Source organism: Verrucomicrobiia bacterium (genome assembly GCA_036405135.1).
GTDB lineage: Bacteria > Verrucomicrobiota > Verrucomicrobiia > Limisphaerales > JAEYXS01 > JAEYXS01.
Genome location: DASWYF010000006.1, coordinates 23,692 through 42,234 on the forward strand (window position 1 = coordinate 23,692; position 18,543 = coordinate 42,234).

An 18,543-nucleotide genomic window follows, 5' to 3' on the forward strand; every position below is an offset into this window, starting at 1 on the left:
AGACAGGCGTCATCGCCTGTCCAGTCTCCCCCGCATATCACTGATAGTTCTAAGGATCCTTTAATCCGTGTGATCCGTGTTCAATCTGTGGCTAACCATCAAGAATTAATGCCCAGCCGCATCTTGTTCTTCGCGATGTGCGACACCATGATCTCTTCCCCGATCGAGCCCTTCATCACGCGCATCAACTCCTCTTGGCTGTTCACCACGATGACTTTCGGCTGTGTCGATTGCACATTGATGTTCGGAGACATCGCTTTTAAACCGCCACCACCCGCACTGGCGCTGGCGAGCCCCACCGGCAAGGACCGGCTCATCCGCATGGACTCCAATCTGTCCTTCCCGATCGCCTGCACCGCTGGTTGGTCAAAAACCATTTCCCCGCGATGAACCAACCCCGCCACCTCGGAACGCCGTCCATCCCCGGTATAACCACCGCTCTCAAATCCGCCGAACGAACTCATCGCCGCCGTGATCGCTGCTAAGCCGATGGCTGCCGCTGAACCCCAGCTCGTGATAGAAGACAGCAGCGCATTCGGCATATTCGATACGGCATCCGCCATATTGCGGATTCGCTGTCCTAAAGAGATTTTATTCTTGGCCTCATCCACAGTGAATAAGCCTGTGATCTGCGTGGTGACCATTTTCATGAAACCATTGATCAAGGAATTAATGACCGTGCTGCCCACTTGGCTGAGCGCATCCTTCCACGTCGTTGTTCCTTTGATGAGTCCTTCGATGGAACTGGTGATGGACTGCATGCCTGAATTGGCGATGTCGTCGAATATCTGTTTGATGTCTGCGGCGACTTTCTGCATCCGTTCGCCCTGGCCCTCTGAGTCGGTCCCATCACCTTTGTCTTTACCGGAATTTTGACCCTCGCCTTCGTCTGTCCCGGCAATCGGATCTGTTTCACTCGATTTCCCTGTCGGAGTGCGCTGTTGCTTCTGAAAGGCACCTCTTTTCCGCTCCAGTTGTGTCCGTTCAGCGCGGGCCTTTTCCTTGTCTTTCTTGTTGGTCGCCGTTCCCTCGATTTCTCGCAAATGCTCGATCTGTTTCTCCAGCTTTCTATTTTCCTCCTCGATCAACTGGATGTTCTTCTTCCGGTCTTCCTCCTGCCTCTTCGCCATCTCGGCTTCAGCCTTGGCTTTTTCCTCCGCCTTCTTTTTTGCCTCTTCCTCCGTCTGTTTCTTCAACTCGTCGAGACGCTTTTGTTCCTCCATGGAGAACTTCGTCCGCTCCTGCTCATACTTCTTGGTGATCTCCGCCTTTTCTTGCTCGGTTTGTTCGTGCGACTCCTTCTTCCGGGCATTGAGTTCTTCCAATTCATTCTGCAGGCGGTTTTTCTGGTTTCCTTTGGCCTCATTGCTGTCGCCCGATTTTTCCACCTCAGCCATCTGGGCCTTGATATGCTCCACCCGCACATCCAATGCTGCTTGTGCGGCAACCTCCCGCTCCTTCAGCACTTTCTGACTCTCCATCTCGGCGTCGGTGGCGGCTTTCAAACGGTCGGAAAGGTTCGTTTTCGAAGGGCTGGTGTTTTTCAGGTAATTATCGTCGATGGCCTCTAAATCTTTGTCTGCCTTTCTATCGGCCTCCGTTTTTGCGCGGTCGGCCCGGCCAACTTCAAGTTCCTGTTCGCTGTCTTTCAACTGCTGTAGCTCGGCTTTCTTATGATCAACTGCCCCTGGCGCGGCCGTTTCAGGGGACTTAGGTGCGGGCTTGTTCATGGTCGCCTGCTCAGCCGCGTCGCCCCATGCCTTGCTGTTCCGTTTGTATTCTTCCTCGCTGGTGATGCGCAGCCAGCGTTTGAATTTCTCAAAGCCTTGCATGGCTTTAGAGATGCTATACTGCGCCACATCATTGATCTTGATGCCGAACAGATCCATATCCCCGATCGCCTTCCCGATCTGCCAGCCCGCGATCGCCGCCCCCACGATGCCGAATCCGCCCGCCATCAACCGCGCCGCGCCGCCCGAGCTTTTCAGCACGTCACCCAGATTCTTCGCCGAGATGCCGCCGTTGCCGAACTCCTTCGACAAATCCTGCATCCCCTTGAACGCATCCGGAAACGACTTGCCTGTGAGCGTTTGAAAATTCGTCTGTATCCCTTCCAGCATCGGCATCAGCTTGTCCTTCGTACCCGTCAGCTCCATGATCGCACCCGCCGCCTTGCTCACTCCCGGCGGCAATGTGCTGCCGAACGCCGTGTTCAACTGGGCAGCCGTATCCGTGCTGCGTTTGTTGAAGTCCTCGATCTTTCCCGTCCATTCACCCACAGATTTCTGCAGACCATCGATCTCACTGGCCACACCGTGCAAACCCATGCGCGTGGCCAGATCAGAAAAATTCCCCATCGCACCCAGACTCGTGCGCACCGTATCGATCGCTCCTTGCGTATCCGTCAGCAACACACGCTTCACGATCTCGCCCGCCGAGTTCGCTCCATTGCCGAATTCCTGAAACTTCCCGATCATCCCGTCCACCGATTCCTTGGTCTGCTGCGCGCTCGTCAAGACGCTCTCCAGACCCAGTGCTTTGGCGATGCCCTCCGTCGAACTCAGTTTCTCGATGTTCTGCGCCACCGTATCGATCGCTTCCGAAACATCGCCCTCCAGCACCTCCTTGATGAGATCCGATGCCTTCTCCGTCTTGCCCAAGAAATCCGTGATCTCTCCTGTCCACGACTTCAGCGAACCTGCCGTCGCCTCGATGCCACCCGAGACTTTTTCCAGCCCCATCGCCTGCGCGAGCCCGGATAATTTTCCAAGCGTCTCCTGGATTGGATTCTGCTCGATCATCTCCTTGGCAGACTCGATGTAACCACGCACGCTCTGGTTCCCTTCGCCCAGTTTCGTGGTGAACTCTTTGATGCCCGTGAGCTGTTCACCCAATTGCTTCGTGACATTGCCCAGCGCTGTCTGCGCGACCTCCGCGCCGCTCACCTGCAACTTCAATCCCAGTTGAAAATCGTTCATAACTCCTCCTTTTCCGGACCCGCCCGCAGGCGGGTCACTCCCCGTTTTTCATCCTCACTTTGCGGTCCATCTCATTTCCCCTCGCACTGCGCCCGCAACTTCTCCTGCAACTCCAGTAACACCTCCGCACCTCTCTCCGCCCAGCACGCCGCCACCGCTGCATACACCACATTTGAATCCATCAGCTTCTGCGCAGCACGCACGCGTTCCGCCGCTGCGGCCAGTAACTTGAGTTGCGCCAGCGAGTGTTCCCTCGCCTCGCGTAAACTCAGGCCGGACTCGATGGCGAGCTCGGCGACCCAGTCCGCAAACTCGAGAGCACTGTGCTCTGCATCGCCTGCGTGATGCCGGGCACCAGCCGCTCGCGCCGTTGCAACTGGCGCTGCACCCAGCGCGCGAAAAAATCCGCGTTCAAACGCTCGCCCTCCGTCACGATCTCCTCGTGCGCCTCCGGTGAAAGCGTCGCCGCCCAGCCCTTCGGCTTGCCGCAGAACAGCTCCACCATCGCTGCCTCATCCTCGATCACCGCGAGCAATCGTGGCATCTGCGCCACTGCCAACTGTTGCACCGTGACCTCTTCCTTTGCACCATCACGCAAAGCCACCATCACCGTTTTCCCGCCCATCAATGTTTCCAATTTCGTCGCTTCCATAATTTTTATTCAGTTAATCGTTCTCGATTCCGTTAGTGGGACAGGCGCCACCGCCTGTCCAGTCTCCCATCCCGGTAGGGACGAGGTGCCCCTCGTCCCAAACCAAGGCCTTTACCGTTGTCTCACCGAATGCATCGACCGCTCCAGCCTCGCCCACCACTCTCTGCCCACCAGGAAGCGGACCTCCCTACGAGTAGAGGGTCGTGGTAAGGGGTAAGAATGACCACAGCACTCCCCTCCGCACATTTCTCCTTTGTGCTTCTTTGTGGCCATTCTCCCCCTTTTCCTCTATCAGGCATCCACTCGTCCACGGCGCACGATCTTGCCCGTCGCCAGCAGCTCCACCTCGAATTCGCTCTGCTTCTTCCCGTCGTTGTCACCGCCGTTGGAGACGGTGATCTGGGCCGTGAACGTGTAACGTGCGCGGGGTGCTTCCTGATGCTGGTCGTATTCATCGAAGACCACTGTGCCTTTCACACACAGGTCAGTCAGACCGGTGTGCTCCGTGAAAGTGGCTGCAGTCGGCGTATAGGCGACCAGCAGATCGTCACCATCTGCGATCTGGCCGCTGTGCAGGATCGTGATGGTCCCTGCCACCGCATCCACCTTGTAATCCACATTCGGCACCGTCGTGACGTCCTCTTCCTCATCGATCTTGACCGATGTCACCGTCACATTCTGGTCAGGCAGCACGATCACCTGCCCCTTCTTCACATTCAGCACCGCGTGAGCGGGCACTGCGGTGGTGGACTGGGTCACTGTGGCTCCCGTACCCGCCAGCAGATGCAGACGCACCAGATCCGGCAATTCCTCATCCAGTCCCACCGTCCAGCGATGCTCCACCTGCGTGGGCCGTTCCTCCACCAGTTGCACGTAACCTTTGCGCGCCACCGTCGTCTTCGTGCGCTCGATCTTCGGCGCGTACTTGTACATCCGCACATTGCCGAAATCGATGAAGGCACCTTCGCCCTCACGTTTGAACAGCAGTTTCCCCGTCGTCTGTTTGCGATAAATAAGATCTCCCGTTTCCTTCATAACTCTCCTTTTGTTTTGCTACCGTTTGTTTCTGTTTTTCTCTAACTATGCCGTTTCACCGGCTGATTCTTTGATCCCAACTCCGTCCTCGTTCTCGTCCTCGACCCGTTCCCCATCTGCCCTAATCCGCTCTATCTGCAGATAGGTTCTCTTCTCCTGCCTCCATCCGTGTGATTTGTGTTTCATCTGTGGCCAATAATTCCCGCTGAAAACTGAACACTGAAAACTTCAAACTCCTTTTCAATGCTGCGTCAGCATCTGCCCGCACTCCACCACCAGCTCGATGTTCCACGCCTCCCTGCCCGCGGCCTCCTCACGCTTCGGCCCTTGGATCAGGAGCGGCGTGCCGTTCACCGGCTTCACCAGCACCTGACGCGAATCCAGGTTCTTCCCCGTGAGCTCGCTCACCACGCGATCTTTCATCGCGATGACTCCCGGCGTGTTCTCATCCCCCGTCGCCGCTGACTGGCGACGACCGTAATCTCGATCCGCCAGCAGCAGAAACACATGCCGCTCCAGCACCGTGTTCAGCGAGCGCCCCGAAACGTCGTTCACAAAGTCATCGTCTCCCGGCACGATGAGACAGACGCGATTCTTGAAGAGCCGCAACTCCTGCAACGCCTTCAACAAATCCGTCGAGCTGTAATACTCCACCTTGTCGAAGAGCGGCGTGCCCGCCTCCAGTTCCAGTGCTGCGAGCCGTGTTTTCAACTTCGCAAGCACCGCCAATGTATCGATGAATGACATATGTTATTGCTCCTTGGTTTACGGCACTGGCACCGCGTGAACCTCCAGATCGAACACTTCTTCCGAACCGTTCGTCGCATTCCAATACAGGTACAGATACCGCGCCTGGATCGGTATGCGCGCCGAGACGAACTCCCGCTCCGTGTCCCCATCGATGCTCGTCGGCAACGCCAGCGTGAGTATCGTCGCCCGCGTACTGAGCCGCATCGTCGCACCGCCCACCGCGCTCAAATCCTCTCGCGAGAACGCATACATCAGCAGGATGGAACCCGTCGCGAGATGATTGCTCACCGTTTTCGCATTGAGCTGGATCGCCGCCGCATGACGCCACGGCGTGTTTTGCAGATCGATCTTCGTGAGACCGAACCCGCCCTCCGCCGCCTGCTGCAACTCCTGGTCCACCAGCGTGAACACCGCTTGACCTTCGTAGTATTGTGGATTCTTCATGACGGTTAATCCCTTGTTACTTGAGGTATTGCACCCACACCTTGAGATCGATAGTGGCCCCGACATCACCGCCACCACCAGTTTCCCACCACACATAGAGATAACGTCCTGCCAGCGTTTCCTTGTTTGAGGCGAAGTCCCGCGTGTTACCGTAACCGCTGGCCGAGGCGAGATTGCACACGATGGTTTTCACCCGCGCCTGCAAGCGTTGCGCCCCAACACTCGGAGCCACTTCCTCATGGCAGAATCCGAAGCACACCGTGATGCCATTGGGATCGCTCACCGGATTGCTCGTCTGCGCCGTCACCATGATGCCGCTGAAATCCAGCGGCGCGATCACGCCAAGGTCAATCCGCACCGGATTGCCGTTATACACGGAATTCTGTGTGCTCAAGCCCGTGAGATTCATCACCGGCTCACCGTTGTTTGCTAATGTCGTTGTCATACTAATTTCTCCTTGCTGCCCCAGTTGCCATGACCGCTCGGCGTCCCCGCCGGTGGCGGCTCTTCCAGCATCAGGTCCGGGAATTTTCCATCGCGAATATCCTTCAACTCCTTCATCGCCTCATCGTACTTCGTCTGCCGCTTCTTCGGGATCTCCCCGAGCCGCGCATAGATCTCGAAAAGCACCAGCGCACGAACGAGCCGCTTGTAACGCAACTCCGGCACATCGAAACGCGCCGTGTAATCCTCCACCTTCTGCAACTGCTCCTCGATGGTGCTCGCAATCGGCTCCGGATCACCCGATGTCACCAACTCCTTCGCGATGCCATCCAGCTCCTCCTGCGAGATATCCACCAACAGATCCTCTTCCGTAAATGTGATAGCCATAACTCAACTCCTATAATCATTCTTCATCCCCACGCCGGCTGACGCCCTCGTCAGCCGCGTAGTGGGACAGGCGCCTCCGCCTGTCCGGTCTCCCGCTCGTAGCGCCCGCGTCTCGCGGGCCGTACCGCAGGCGTCCCGCCTGCCCCCCATCTCCCTCTCCCCCAAAAGGGGAGAGGGCCGGGGTGAGAATGATTCCACAGCATTTGGATAGTTTGGCGCTATCCTCCTTCTCCCCTTGGAGGGGAGAAGGATTGAGGATGAGGGGTGCCCCCACTTCTTCATTCCTAATTCTGCCTTCTTCATTCTCAATCCTCTCGATGTTCGATGTTGGGCGTTGGTTGTTCGATGTTTCCCCCTCTTAACGATTCCTACGTCGTCAGCACATTGCTCAGATGATAACCGGCCTTCGCCCCGATGATCTTCTCATCCACATCCTGCCGCGCGCGATGCACGTCCGAGCGGATCACATCCTGGCGATACGACTCCACCACCACACCCTCCTGACCGACCTCACCCACCCAGCCGAACGTGCGACCGAAATTCGGTGCCATCAGATCCGGCGTATCCTGCACATGCGCAAGCACCACAGAATCACCCCAGATATAATTCGGCGTCGCTGCTTGGCCTTCCTGCGCCGTGTTCTCGATCGTGCCCGCCACCAGGAACTGCTCCACGCCGAACACCGCCGCGAGCAGGTCTGGCGTGATGATCGCGCGCTCCGAGTACTTGATCTTCTCCGCCACGATGTCGTGCTCCTTCAAGATGTTGAACACATCCCGGCTCACCACCATCGTGTTCGCCTCCATGCCCGTGTTCTTATGAATACTGGCGCGCGCCGTCTCGATATCCGCGATCGGATCCGAGTTCGCCGAATCCCATTTCGTGGAAGGACTCGAGGTCGGCACCGAAGCGCCCGTCGCCTTCGCCTTCACGCGCACCTCATGATTCACCATCAACACGTTCATCGCGCGCCGCATCGCCGAGGCATCCGCATCGAACGAGCGCGCATACTTCTTGCGCTCGCGATCATCCACCGGCTCCTCATGACCGAACTCGCGGCAGTTGTAAGTGTCCGAGCTGATCTTCATCAGCCCGCGACTGTACGCCGAACGCGGCGCACGCTGGATATTACGTGGCACGTTCAGCAAGTTCTCCTCGTCCATGACGTAATAACCCGCGCTCTGCTCGCCCGTGAGAAAGAGCGGGAACAGGCGCAAGCCCGTGAAATTCTTGCTCTCCTGCATGAATTTGACCGCCATCGCCGTCAAAACCACATTCAATGATGCATTTGAAACCATAATCTTCTTCTCCTTTTTCCGTCTGTTTTTTGATTGATCGAATTACTTCTCCCGTTTCGCGCGCTTAGACCTTCTCCACGATGTCCAGCACCTCGCACACATCCCCATCCGCACCATTCGTGGTCGGCGAGATGATGATGCCGATGGAACGATCGCCCGTGGTCGTCGTCGTGATCTTGCCACCGCTCGCCCCCTTCACGCGTGCACCGACTGCGATCGCACCGCTCTTCACGCACTTCATCGTGCCGCCTTTGCCCAGCAACCGGATGTTCACATCATTGCTGCTTTCCAGCTTCCCGTGCATCACACCGATCGCCAGCCCGCTCGCCAGCAACTGCACCAGGCCATCGCTGGTCAGCTCCACCAGATAACCCTCCTTGCCCGTCAATTGTCCCGGAGTCTTCTCCGTAAACGTCCGATACGCCGTGTCTGTATAAACCTCGATACCCATAATCTTATCCTCCTTAATAAACTAACCGTTCTTGTTGTTACCGCTTCGTCCTCGTCCTCGTCGTCGTCCTCGAATCCCTTTTCGTAGCAGCCGACATGAGGAGGCTCTAACTTTTGTCTTTCACCACCGCCCATCCACCTGCACCGTTCGCTTGAACTTTACCGACTGCCATCCTCCTTCTCCTCTCGGAGGGGAGAAGGATTGAGGATGAGGGGTGCCCCCATTTCTTCCTCTCGATGTTCGGAGTTCGATGTTGGATGTTCGATGTTCCCCTTAGTCATTGCTCATTCCTTCGTCATTGGTCATTCACCCAACGTGGTGCGATACGCCTCATACAACTCCGGCTCCTTCGCCGCCACGTGCATCACCGCCTCCGTGAACACCACCTTGCGTTGCTCCGCGAACTGCCGCGCCTTCACCACAAACTCATGCTCCGGCCCATTGGAATGCGCTGCATGCACCGGTGCCATCGTATGCGGCACGATCGAGATCAGCGCCTGATTCGTCGCCAGTCCCGTGAGCGTTTCCGACAGCTCCGGATTCTTCGTGAGCGCATCCACCCACTTCGCGTGCAGCGCCGTGTTCTGCGGTGCGAGTTTGCCCGTGCGGATCGCCGTATCCACGATCGCCCGCGCCTGCTCCTTCGCCTTCAGCGTCAGTTGCTGTTCCAGTTCCAGGATACGTTTTTGTGCGGCAGCCAGTTCAGCCGCCAGTTTCATCGGGTCCATAATATTTGACCTTTCTTGGTTTGCGTCGCTGTCACTTGCCCCCGCGACAATGGGGTTGATCGTCTTGAACGCCGCGCGATTCACCAGCCCGCCCATATTGAGCGGTGCCCCCGTGACCTCGCCTGCGACATCTACAAAAAAGCTCGGTGAAAAGCGGCGATACGCCTTTCCCAACAACGCCGTGCGACCCGGCTCCGTCCACTCCACCTCCACTCGCACCCCGCCCGTGATCGCATCCTCGCCACCCCAATAAAATCTGAGTGGCCGCGCCGAAGCCTCCGCATCCTCGTGATTGAAATCGAAATACGGCACATCCTCCGCACCCGCCTCCGCCTGCGCCCGCAACTCCTGCAACAACGCCTCCATCCGCACCGCCGTCTCCGCATTCACAATCACAAGCTGCGTCACCGGCGCCTCACCTTGAGTCGCCGCGATCACATGCTGCCCCGGCGGCATCCATTGAATCTCCGTCGGCAACTCCGTAACCCCAGCACTACCTAGCTGAGATTGCCCCAACTCCTTCTCCCCATTCGCACTTGGCAAAGTCGGCAAAGCCGCCGCCAACCGCGCCTCAATCGGAAATGTATTATTCATAATCATAAACTCCTTAAAAATTCGTCCTCGTTCTCGTCGTCGTCCTTCGTCCTCGATCCCCTCAATTCGCTTTTATTTCCCGTCCCCTGTTCCGCGTATTTAGCGTCTTTCGCGGTTACCCCTCTTTCCCTTCTTTTACTCCTTCTGTGTATTCCGCGTATTCTGTGGTTTATCCCTCTCTCGATGTTCAGAGTTCGATGTTGGATGTTCGATGTTTCCTATCTCCCCAACTCCTCCCTCACTGTTCCCTCAATCATCTCCCTCATGCTCTCCATCTCCGGCAACGCCCCCTCATCCGCCTCCTGTGTCACCTGTCCCTTCAACACATACTGCACCTTCACACCCTTCGCCCCCTGCATCCGCGTCACCAGCAGCGCCGTCTCATTCGGCTTGATCAAAAACAACCGCAACCCAGTCTCGCTCTCAAACTCCGCCGTCGTTCTCCCATACGCCTCCGCCGTCACTGGAATCGTCAACGCCCTCGCCGACTTCGCCCTGATCACTCCACCATAAAGTTTCTGCGCAAACGCCGGATGCGAAACCCCAAGCCTCACCGTTCCACCCGCCTCATCCACCTCACCCACCACCGTCTTCTCCACCTGCGCCCAAAAGTTCGTGCGTCTCCCGCCGAGTTTATTCGCCGACCCCGCATCGCGACTCCGAAAATGAGCCTTCAACATCCCCTCCGCCCGCGTCGCCACCGCCCGCAACATCCCCGATGGATTCCGCACCTTCCCCAGCAACTCGCGCAACTCCCCCACCGTAGAATCAGAATTCAATTCAATCGCAATCACACCGCCTCCTCTTCTTTTCCCTTCTTCCCATTGGCCCGTGGTGCAACCACTTTTTCCCCATCTGGACGTTCAACGTTGGAAGTTGGACGTTGAACGTTTCCCTTTTCTCCGTCCTTCTTCCCCTCATTCGCCCCTGGTGCAACCAGTGGACGTTCGATGTTTCCCCCTTTCTTCATTCTACCTTCTTCATTCTCAATTTCCTCATTGGCCCGTCGTGCAACGACATCTTCTCCCGCATTCGGCATCGGTATCTCATGCCGCTCATAAAACCACGCCTTCGGCAGCTCCACCCCCGCCTCCAGCAAAATCCTATCCCGCTCCGCCATCGCCTTCGCATCCCGCACCTCTTTCACCACCGGCTGCAACCACGGACACTCCAGATCATCACCGAAATTCAACCGACAAAACGCCGCGCTTAATTGTTGCAGCACCTCACTCGTCCACGCTGCCAGCGCCGCCTTCCGATCCGCCCGCACCCGCTGATGCACCTCACCCAGCGCGCGACTCCCCGCATCTCCCGCCTCGCTCGTCAGCGTCTGCCCCAGGATCAGCAGATCACACTGCTTGTCCGCGCGATCCAGCAGCGCCGCCTGCGGATTATCCGTCCCGTTCCGCGACGGCTCATGCAGCTCGATCTTCGTCCCCGCCGGAAATGCCGCCCACGCGGAGCTTCCCATGTTCTCCAACATGTCGCAGATCTTGTTCAGCAACCCTGGCTGATTCGGATCGTAACTCGCCCAGCGCAACGGCAACCCGAATAACTGTGCGAAATTCAACAGCCACTCCGCGCTGAAGTTCGAGGCACACCACCACCACGCCAACGGCCGCAACAACGCCCCACCCACCGGATGACCCGACTTATGTTTCGCGATCGCGATGAGAAACTTATCTGGCGGAAACACCGCGAACCCTTCCCCCGCATCCTTCAACATTTCCGGCGCAGCCGCCCCGATCGACAGCTCGCGCAAGTTCAACATCAACTCCGGCGAATTTTGCGCGTAACCATAGTAGCGCGGATGCACCCACGTCGTGCAGCGTGGCGCGATCACCTGGCCCGCACCCGCCACCGCGCGCTGCTCCCAATGCACCTCCAGCACCGCGATTCCCTTGCCCCATGCATCCGCGATATCCTTCAGCGTCGCATTGAACCCATTCTCATCCGCCGCCGCTCGCGGATTCATCCGCCACAAAGTTTGCTCCAAAAGTTTTGCCCGCTTCACCGCTTCGCGAGAAGGCTTCGCTCCCGTCAACGCATACGGCTGCACCGCCCAAGACTCCCCGCACACCGCATCCTTCAAATCATTCAGATTCTTCTGCAACCGCGGCCAAGTATCCTCCATCAGATCAAACAACTCCCACTGCGCCACCAGATTCCCGCTCAACGCCGAACGCAAAACCGAATGAATCATCTCCGGCGTATAACTCCGCGCCATCGCCGACATCCACCGATCCCGCGCCCTCGGCAACACAATCCTCTGCAACGCCTGTGCTGCCGGAGTCCCGCCGGCAGTCGAGACGCCCCCGCTCTCATCCGTCCGTTTAGATTGCACCGGCCCTTCCAACACAGCGCCAGCCTTCCCCCATCGACTAAAAACTCTCTCCAAAATCTTCATAATAAATTCCTCCTTAAATTCTCGTTAACCATTTATCACTCAGCCCCGACCTTACTGATTCGGCTATCGTCTATTAGCTATTGGCCATTTCCCTTTTCCGTTTATTCAGCGTATTCCGCGGTTTCTCTCTATGCGTTCTCTGCGGTTAATTCCCCATCTCGATGTTCAGAGTTCGATGTTGGATGTTCGATGTTTCCTTCATACCTCATACTTCATAATTCATACCTCTCCCTACGCCGCCATCCGCAACCTCCTCGGCCTAAACACCACCTCCTGCCTCTCCGCCGCCATCCTGATCCCCTCCACACTCACCACCGCCCCCGCCGCACCTCCGCGCAACGCCCACAACGCCAGCTTATGCGCATCAAACGTATCCCCGTGCTTCCCATCCGCCGCCGTATCCGTGCTGAACGACCCGCGATCCCTTTTCACCAATCGAAAATCCTCTCTGAGATACCGCTCCGGTGCCAACGTCAGATGATTATCCTCCAACTCCCCGATCAATAAGTTCCCGAGATACGCCTTCATCACCATCGCATCCTCATTGATTCCCGGCGCACTCTCGCTCCCCACGATCAACTCCACCGGCACCTCACCCGCGATGTCCCGTGATAGCTCGATCGCAAAATATCTTTCATTCGTCGCATCAATGCACAACCGCCGCGCCGGTCCTCCCCGCGACCGCTGATTGATCGTCTGCACCACGCGCCGCACGCGCTCCTTCGACACTGCCGGATCCCGCGTCTTCCACACCAGCGTGAGTCGCCCGATGAGTTCCACCCCGCTCGACTCCATCACCGTCAGCGCCGTCGGATTACTCGATTCCTTCTCCGTCGTCGCCAGGTCCAGCCCGATGCCCACCGGATTGTTCGTCAGATGATCGCGCAAGAACGCCATCGCGATTGTCATATCCGCCTCATCCTCGATCACGATGCACGCGCAACTCCCGATCCCTCGCGCCTGCGCCGATTCCAATTGCAACAACCCGCACGCTGCCGTCCCACCAAACACAAACTTCACCGCGTAATTCCGATCCCACGCATCCTTGTCCAGCGCCCGCGCACGATGCTCATCCGGGCTCAGCGGCTCTCCGCGCTCCAGGTCATACACCGGCACCCCATCCGCCCACGCATCCTGCGCATCCACCCGTAGCACCATCACGCCCGCCTCGCTGCGATACCAATTACCCGTCGCACACGGCGCGAACTCCGTGCCGCTCTTCGGCGACAACATCTCGAACGAATAATGCGAATCATCCGGCGGCGGAGTCGTCGCCAGCGTCAGGCGAAACGTCGGATTGCTGCTCACGATCGGCTCCACCGCCTCCCACACTTCCCGCCAATTCTTAACGCGCCCGATCTCATCACACATCAAATCACCCGTCTCACCCACCGTGTCCGCACGCAACGCCACCACCTTCGTCCGCGAATAAATCGTCTTCGAATGATAAAACCGAAACTCCAACCGCTGCGCCTCATACAGGTTCGCAAAATCATCCGCCGTCACCGCGCTCACCATGCGCCCCGTCTTCCCATCCACGACTTGCAGCAAACCTTCCGCCTTCTCCGCCTGTTTCGCCAGAGCCGCGATCGCCCGCTGAATCACCTCCGCCTCCTTCCGCACAATTTCACGAGCCAGATTCAACTTCGCACTACCGAACACCACCGTATGATTCGCCCGCTTCATCATTTTCTTTAAGGCGAGCGCCGCAAACGTCGTCGTCTTCCCAAACTGCCTCCGCGCCACAAACGCCACCAACCGATGCTGCTCAACACCGCGAAGAAACTCCCTCTGCGCCGCCCGAAACTTGATGATCGGCTCCAATGTGCTGCCGGCATCTTGCCGGCAGCCTGAGCGCTCCCGCACATCCGCCCCGTCAACTTGGCAAGCCTGCGTCAACTCCTCCCTGCGCGAGCCCCCCTCATTTGGACTGCGGAGGCTCGACTCCGCTTTCCCCCCGAGGCGGCTTGACGCCTCGCCTCCCTTTACTACAGCAGGCGCCCCCGCCTGCTCTTGCCGTAGTGGGACAGTCGCCATCGCCTGTCCAGCCTCCCCGTAGCCGCGGACGTCAGTTCGCGCTAACTCCCCCTCTCGATTTTCGAATTTCGATGCATTGGCCAGCCGGTGCAACCGGTGTTCGATGTTAGTCTTCATTCCTCCCCCTCTTCTTCACATTGGCCCGCCGGTGCAACCGGCCCCCATTCTTCACCGAATAGCAGCACCCCCAACCTCTCCACCTTGACCGCCTGCGGCACCTGCGCCCCCGCGATCTCTTGAACTCTCTTGTCCTCGTACCACGCCAGAAACAACTCACACGTCCGCTGATTAAACTTCTCCTCATCCAGACTCATCTTCCGCCGATCCAGATCCAACTTCTGCAACCGCACCCACTCCCCCGCATCCTGCTGCTTCAATGCGAGCAACGTAAAAACCTTCTGCCCATAGATCGTGATCTGCTCGTCGTCCAGCGGCGGAAGCGTCTCCTGCAGCAACTCGATCAGAGTTTGCGTGGACACCTCCGCCGTCCGGAATTGTTCCCGGAGCTGCCACCACAACTTGAATTCCACCAGCGCCCCGATCGTCACCGCGATGTTCTGCTCCGCCAGCCAGTCACGCGTCTGCTCATTCGAGTTCTCCCTGGCATACTCGATGATCCCGCGCTGCTTCTCCTCCGCCAGCTTCTTCAACTGCGGCCGCGCCCTCAGCACATCATTCGGTTTCGTCTTCATGTTAACTATTGGGGATTACGAATTCCTCTGGTTGGTTCACGTGGTGAGCTGGGCATGCTGATCGCGGCCATCTGCCGTGATGCGCCACGAACGCAGCTCCGGGCTGATCGGTTTCGGCACCTGACAAATCAAGTTGCGATCCTTCAGATACAACAGCTCCGCGCGCACCTCCGCCATCGTCAGCTCCAGGCGACCTTCCGCTCGCGCCATTTGTAACAACAGCGACTCCGCCATCCCGCGACTGCTCACCTCCATGTGCGCATCCAGAAACCGCAACAAACTCAACCGCAACTGTTCCCGCTCGTCCGAAATTTGATTATTATTTTTCATTCAATGGCTCCTGTATTGCGCAGCGTCGCGATGATCCGATCCGGGATTGTATCCACCCGTGCGTGCACCACTTTCAATTTATCCTCCAGCTCCCTCCGCGTATCATCCACCCGCTGCAAAACCTCTTCGCGACTCTTATCCAGCCGGTCGTAAACCCCTTTGCGACGCAGCTCCGCCTCCCGCAACTCAAACTCCTGGTGTCTGCGAAACTCCTCCTCCAACCGTTTGAATTCCTCCTTGCTCGCAAAAGTCCCGTTCGCCTCCTTCAACACCTCCGCGCCAGTAGGCCGATCCTTGATCTCATGCCAGAGTCCCAGCACCTGGCGTACCCCCGCGATGATCGCCACCACACTCACACAAACCCACCCGATCGACGCAAAGTGATCCGCCTCCGGCAATGAATTGACAACCACCTCAGCAATCACAAACCGCCTCCTTTCCCATCCCGGTAGGGCGAGGTGTCCTCACCACGCCGCCGCCGAAGCCGCTGCGTATCCAATTTCCAAACAGCCCTTGATAACGTCTTACGCATCCCATCTCCCTCCCCTTTGAAATTTCAAATCTCAAATCTGAAATTCCCCCAATCCGTGTGATCCGTGTTCCATCCGTGGCTAACCCCTCCCCCTCTGAACGTTGGACGTTGAAAGTTGGACGTTGAACGTTCCCCAATGGCCCGCCGGTGCGACCGGCTTTCTTCATTCTCCCTTCTTCATTCTTCATTTGTTCGAGCCTCGTCGAGAGCCGCAACATCCCCGGCGAAACCTCCCACGCCTCAACCCTCTCCAGCAACCTCACCCCCGCCTTCGCCAAAGCCGCAAACACCAACTCACTACAAAACCATTTCCCCGATGAAGCCCGCTCCTCCTGCCGACGCGAAATGAACCGCGCCACCATCGTATAATCATAAGCCTTCCCCATCTGCTCCCACAAAAACTCGCGCACACATTCCTCCGCCTCCTCCGTCAACCCTTTCACCCGGAACAGATCCACCACCTCACCGCTCGCCACCACATCCCGCCACAACACCATCCGCACCCCCTCAAACTCCCGCGCCTCGACCACACACTCCGACTCCTCCAGCACGATACTCGCATGCGAATAAACACTCCGCGTCTGCCACCGAATCGCCCTCGCGATAAACCCCTTCCCTCTATGCAACGCAATCAACATAAAAATCTCCTTTCGCAATCGCCCTTCGTCCTCGACCCAATGTGCTGCCGGATTCCAGCCGGCAGTCCTGTCTCCGGCGGACACCTCCGCCGCAAACATCTTCACTTGGCCGCTCTCTATTTCTCCTTCGCTACCTTCGCGCCCTTCTATTCAAACTCCGTCCCCTCAGTTCTCTCCTGTTAAACTCCTTACCCACTCTCGATGTTCGGAGTTCGATGTTGGATGTTTGATGTTTCCCCTTCTCCCCTTTTTGCGCCTTCTGTGCCTCTTTGTGGCCAACCCTTTTTCTGTCCGTGTATTCTGCGTATTCTGTGGTTTACTTCCTGACCGCCTCCACCGCTTTTTCCGTCGCCGCCTGGATCGCCTGACTCGTCGCCGTGATGATCGCCGCCTGCGCCTTCCCCGACTGCTCCACCACATTCGGATCCATCTCCGCCTTGTACTCCGTGAACTTGATCCGCGTCTCATTCGTCGAATAACTCAGCTCAAACCCGTTGATCGACGCATTCTTCGGCGCCTCCACCGAAAACTTCCCGGATTTAAGGTCACCCGAGATCCGCGTCTTCGGCACCGCCTGCGAAACACTCGTGCAACCCGTGCACACAACGCCCACCATCAACCCCACCATCATAAACTTCATCTTCATAACTCTCCTTTGTTGTTAAAAATCGTCCTCGTCGTCGTCCTCGATTTCGCCCTTATCAGACTCGCCTCCCCTTCGTAGCGCCCGCGTCTCGCGGGCCGTACCGCAGGCGTCCCGCCTGCACTCCCCTTTGGAGTGCGGAGGCTCGACTCCGCTTTCCGCCCGAGGCGGCCTGACGCCTCGCCTCCCCATTCCCCCTCTGAACGTTGAAAGTTGGACGTTCGATGTTTCCGCCAACTCCCCTCTGAAAACTTCACACTGAAAACTTGAAACTCCCCCTTCAGAGCGATCGATCCCCGCCGGCGCGCCTCCTCCCGTCTATCATTCTCGGCCATGCTAGCCACTGCTTTTGCCCGGGCCTCCTCGGAAGCCTCGGCACACACACGCAGGCGACGGTCTTCATCACCGGCGGGGACCAAGGAGAGCGTCGGTGTTTCGCCCCTCTTGGCGATCCTCGTGCTCTCCATCTTCTGCTCTGTTGTCTTCTTCAACATTACGGGCATCAATCTGCCCGCTTTTCCGGAGATGCGTTATCCTTGCGTTCCACTACGTTCCAATACGTTCACACAAAATTTCAAAAAGTGATCTCGAAGACGATTTTCCCACCCCCGAAACCCAAAACCACCTCACACCGCTCCTTAAAATTCCTCTTCCCACTCACAAATCACCACGAACCCATTCCTCCTATTCGCCCCATAAGCCCTATCAGTCCCATCCCCTATACCGGATAACATTCCACGCTCCGAACTCTCCACCTTTGAAATCTCAAATCTGAAATTCTAGGCTATGGCCTATTGGCTATTCTCCACTCTCCCTCCGTTACCTCTGCGCCCTTCTGTTAAATCTTCTCCCATTCGCTTGACCCCATTCGGTTGAAAATCCCTTTTTGAATCTTGTGTGTTTCCTGATCGGGTTTGCAGCCATTTCCTCTCCGTGTTCTTCGTGTCTCCGTGGTATATTTCCCACACAACACCCCTCTGATAACTGAACACTGAAAACTTGTAACCCATCCCCATCCCCTTTAATTTCCTTGTTAGAAACGCCAAAGAGAACCTGGTCATGAACACTCCCTCTGACAAAACCGATTCCACCGCCCTCGCTGCCGAGCTGCGTTTCTTCCGCCTCGCGCTGCTTCTTTGCTTCGGCACCACCGTCTTGCTCATCGGTCTGCACATCCACTCGGACATTTGCGTCGTCGTCGGCTTCCTCTTCCTCCTGCCCACACTCTATTTGAAAGCTGTCCATCTGTTCCGCCTCCTGTACGATGCGCCCCTGATCGCCGCCATCCGCGAATCCGCCCTTTCCCCCAAAGACAAATCGCAAACCCATCAGCCCCCGAACTCCCCACCTTTGAAATCTGAAATCAGTAGCAAACCACAGGAGTAGAAGCAGAAAATGCTGGTCTGAGGATTTTGACTGCGCCACACGGAGCAGGTGAAAACAAAAAAGCACTCAAACCAGCACCGTTCGAAACTGGAAGTCCTGCGGCAGATTTGCAATCTC

The 18,543-nt window shown here is 57.4% G+C and carries 20 protein-coding genes; 1 reads left to right on the forward strand and 19 read right to left on the reverse strand.

Annotated features, from left to right (window positions below):
- Nucleotides 1-98: 98 nt before the first annotated feature.
- The 19 genes from VGH19_02565 to VGH19_02655 form a co-directional block, all read right to left on the reverse strand.
- Nucleotides 99-2,978 (reverse strand): hypothetical protein, encoded by a 2,880-nt coding sequence (locus VGH19_02565; GenBank protein HEY1170230.1) that lies wholly within the window; start codon nucleotides 2,976-2,978, stop codon nucleotides 99-101.
- Nucleotides 2,979-3,049: 71 nt separating this feature from the next.
- On the reverse strand, nucleotides 3,050-3,181 hold the full coding sequence (locus VGH19_02570) for a hypothetical protein (protein ID HEY1170231.1): 132 nt from the start codon (nucleotides 3,179-3,181) through the stop codon (nucleotides 3,050-3,052).
- A 65-nt stretch (nucleotides 3,182-3,246) separates the two neighbouring features.
- Nucleotides 3,247-3,630, reverse strand: coding sequence for a hypothetical protein (locus tag VGH19_02575; protein ID HEY1170232.1), 384 nt, complete (start codon nucleotides 3,628-3,630; stop codon nucleotides 3,247-3,249).
- 291 nt (nucleotides 3,631-3,921) lie between these two features.
- On the reverse strand, nucleotides 3,922-4,665 hold the full coding sequence (locus tag VGH19_02580; protein HEY1170233.1) for a hypothetical protein: 744 nt from the start codon (nucleotides 4,663-4,665) through the stop codon (nucleotides 3,922-3,924).
- A 240-nt stretch (nucleotides 4,666-4,905) separates the two neighbouring features.
- On the reverse strand, nucleotides 4,906-5,412 hold the full coding sequence (locus VGH19_02585) for a hypothetical protein (protein HEY1170234.1): 507 nt from the start codon (nucleotides 5,410-5,412) through the stop codon (nucleotides 4,906-4,908).
- Nucleotides 5,413-5,430: 18 nt separating this feature from the next.
- Nucleotides 5,431-5,859 (reverse strand): hypothetical protein, encoded by a 429-nt coding sequence (locus VGH19_02590; protein ID HEY1170235.1) that lies wholly within the window; start codon nucleotides 5,857-5,859, stop codon nucleotides 5,431-5,433.
- A gap of 16 nt (nucleotides 5,860-5,875) precedes the next feature.
- Nucleotides 5,876-6,304 carry a hypothetical protein gene (locus tag VGH19_02595; GenBank protein ID HEY1170236.1) on the reverse strand — a complete coding sequence of 143 codons (429 nt, stop codon included), beginning with the start codon at nucleotides 6,302-6,304 and terminating at the stop codon, nucleotides 5,876-5,878.
- Nucleotides 6,301-6,690 (reverse strand): phage protein Gp36 family protein, encoded by a 390-nt coding sequence (locus VGH19_02600; GenBank protein ID HEY1170237.1) that lies wholly within the window; start codon nucleotides 6,688-6,690, stop codon nucleotides 6,301-6,303. The genes VGH19_02595 and VGH19_02600 overlap by 4 nt, the downstream gene beginning before the upstream one ends.
- A 368-nt stretch (nucleotides 6,691-7,058) precedes the next feature.
- Complete coding sequence (locus tag VGH19_02605; protein ID HEY1170238.1) at nucleotides 7,059-7,988, reverse strand: major capsid protein; 930 nt, start codon at nucleotides 7,986-7,988, stop codon at nucleotides 7,059-7,061.
- A gap of 64 nt (nucleotides 7,989-8,052) precedes the next feature.
- On the reverse strand, nucleotides 8,053-8,439 hold the full coding sequence (locus VGH19_02610; protein HEY1170239.1) for a capsid cement protein: 387 nt from the start codon (nucleotides 8,437-8,439) through the stop codon (nucleotides 8,053-8,055).
- A 302-nt stretch (nucleotides 8,440-8,741) separates the two neighbouring features.
- Entirely contained in the window at nucleotides 8,742-9,761 is a 1,020-nt protein-coding gene (locus VGH19_02615) for a phage protease (protein ID HEY1170240.1), read from the reverse strand.
- A gap of 218 nt (nucleotides 9,762-9,979) precedes the next feature.
- The gene (locus VGH19_02620) at nucleotides 9,980-10,555 is read right to left on the reverse strand and encodes a hypothetical protein (GenBank protein ID HEY1170241.1); all 576 of its coding nucleotides are present in this window, start codon (nucleotides 10,553-10,555) and stop codon (nucleotides 9,980-9,982) included.
- Entirely contained in the window at nucleotides 10,552-12,168 is a 1,617-nt protein-coding gene (locus VGH19_02625) for a DUF935 family protein (protein HEY1170242.1), read from the reverse strand. The genes VGH19_02620 and VGH19_02625 overlap by 4 nt, the downstream gene beginning before the upstream one ends.
- Nucleotides 12,169-12,399: 231 nt before the next feature.
- Nucleotides 12,400-14,034: a hypothetical protein gene (locus VGH19_02630; GenBank protein ID HEY1170243.1), complete on the reverse strand. Its 1,635-nt coding sequence runs from the start codon at nucleotides 14,032-14,034 to the stop codon at nucleotides 12,400-12,402.
- 284 nt (nucleotides 14,035-14,318) lie between these two features.
- Nucleotides 14,319-14,897, reverse strand: coding sequence for a hypothetical protein (locus tag VGH19_02635; GenBank protein HEY1170244.1), 579 nt, complete (start codon nucleotides 14,895-14,897; stop codon nucleotides 14,319-14,321).
- Between the two features lie 36 nt (nucleotides 14,898-14,933).
- Nucleotides 14,934-15,227, reverse strand: coding sequence for a hypothetical protein (locus VGH19_02640; protein HEY1170245.1), 294 nt, complete (start codon nucleotides 15,225-15,227; stop codon nucleotides 14,934-14,936).
- Nucleotides 15,224-15,652 carry a hypothetical protein gene (locus tag VGH19_02645; protein HEY1170246.1) on the reverse strand — a complete coding sequence of 143 codons (429 nt, stop codon included), beginning with the start codon at nucleotides 15,650-15,652 and terminating at the stop codon, nucleotides 15,224-15,226. Before VGH19_02645 ends, VGH19_02640 begins: the two co-directional genes overlap by 4 nt.
- Nucleotides 15,642-16,397 (reverse strand): YiiX/YebB-like N1pC/P60 family cysteine hydrolase, encoded by a 756-nt coding sequence (locus tag VGH19_02650; GenBank protein HEY1170247.1) that lies wholly within the window; start codon nucleotides 16,395-16,397, stop codon nucleotides 15,642-15,644. The genes VGH19_02645 and VGH19_02650 overlap by 11 nt, the downstream gene beginning before the upstream one ends.
- A 316-nt stretch (nucleotides 16,398-16,713) precedes the next feature.
- Nucleotides 16,714-17,043 (reverse strand): hypothetical protein, encoded by a 330-nt coding sequence (locus tag VGH19_02655; protein HEY1170248.1) that lies wholly within the window; start codon nucleotides 17,041-17,043, stop codon nucleotides 16,714-16,716.
- Between the two features lie 1,056 nt (nucleotides 17,044-18,099).
- On the opposite strand from VGH19_02655, the gene VGH19_02660 reads away from it, so the two are divergent.
- Nucleotides 18,100-18,426: a hypothetical protein gene (locus VGH19_02660; GenBank protein HEY1170249.1), complete on the forward strand. Its 327-nt coding sequence runs from the start codon at nucleotides 18,100-18,102 to the stop codon at nucleotides 18,424-18,426.
- Nucleotides 18,427-18,543 lie beyond the last annotated feature (117 nt).

Bases quoted from the DNA above. Each gene is read 5' to 3' on its own strand.
- VGH19_02565 (HEY1170230.1), bottom strand. From the start codon at position 2,978: ATGAACGATTTTCAACTGGGATTGAAGTTGCAGGTGAGCGGCGCGGAG.
- VGH19_02575 (HEY1170232.1), bottom strand. From the start codon at position 3,630: ATGGAAGCGACGAAATTGGAAACATTGATGGGCGGGAAAACGGTGATG.
- VGH19_02580 (HEY1170233.1), bottom strand. From the start codon at position 4,665: ATGAAGGAAACGGGAGATCTTATTTATCGCAAACAGACGACGGGGAAA.
- VGH19_02585 (HEY1170234.1), bottom strand. From the start codon at position 5,412: ATGTCATTCATCGATACATTGGCGGTGCTTGCGAAGTTGAAAACACGG.
- VGH19_02590 (HEY1170235.1), bottom strand. From the start codon at position 5,859: ATGAAGAATCCACAATACTACGAAGGTCAAGCGGTGTTCACGCTGGTG.
- VGH19_02595 (HEY1170236.1), bottom strand. From the start codon at position 6,304: ATGACAACGACATTAGCAAACAACGGTGAGCCGGTGATGAATCTCACG.
- VGH19_02600 (HEY1170237.1), bottom strand. From the start codon at position 6,690: ATGGCTATCACATTTACGGAAGAGGATCTGTTGGTGGATATCTCGCAG.
- VGH19_02605 (HEY1170238.1), bottom strand. From the start codon at position 7,988: ATGGTTTCAAATGCATCATTGAATGTGGTTTTGACGGCGATGGCGGTC.
- VGH19_02610 (HEY1170239.1), bottom strand. From the start codon at position 8,439: ATGGGTATCGAGGTTTATACAGACACGGCGTATCGGACGTTTACGGAG.
- VGH19_02615 (HEY1170240.1), bottom strand. From the start codon at position 9,761: ATGAATAATACATTTCCGATTGAGGCGCGGTTGGCGGCGGCTTTGCCG.
- VGH19_02625 (HEY1170242.1), bottom strand. From the start codon at position 12,168: ATGAAGATTTTGGAGAGAGTTTTTAGTCGATGGGGGAAGGCTGGCGCT.
- VGH19_02635 (HEY1170244.1), bottom strand. From the start codon at position 14,897: ATGAAGACGAAACCGAATGATGTGCTGAGGGCGCGGCCGCAGTTGAAG.
- VGH19_02640 (HEY1170245.1), bottom strand. From the start codon at position 15,227: ATGAAAAATAATAATCAAATTTCGGACGAGCGGGAACAGTTGCGGTTG.
- VGH19_02650 (HEY1170247.1), bottom strand. From the start codon at position 16,397: ATGTTGATTGCGTTGCATAGAGGGAAGGGGTTTATCGCGAGGGCGATT.
- VGH19_02655 (HEY1170248.1), bottom strand. From the start codon at position 17,043: ATGAAGATGAAGTTTATGATGGTGGGGTTGATGGTGGGCGTTGTGTGC.
- VGH19_02660 (HEY1170249.1), top strand. From the start codon at position 18,100: ATGAACACTCCCTCTGACAAAACCGATTCCACCGCCCTCGCTGCCGAG.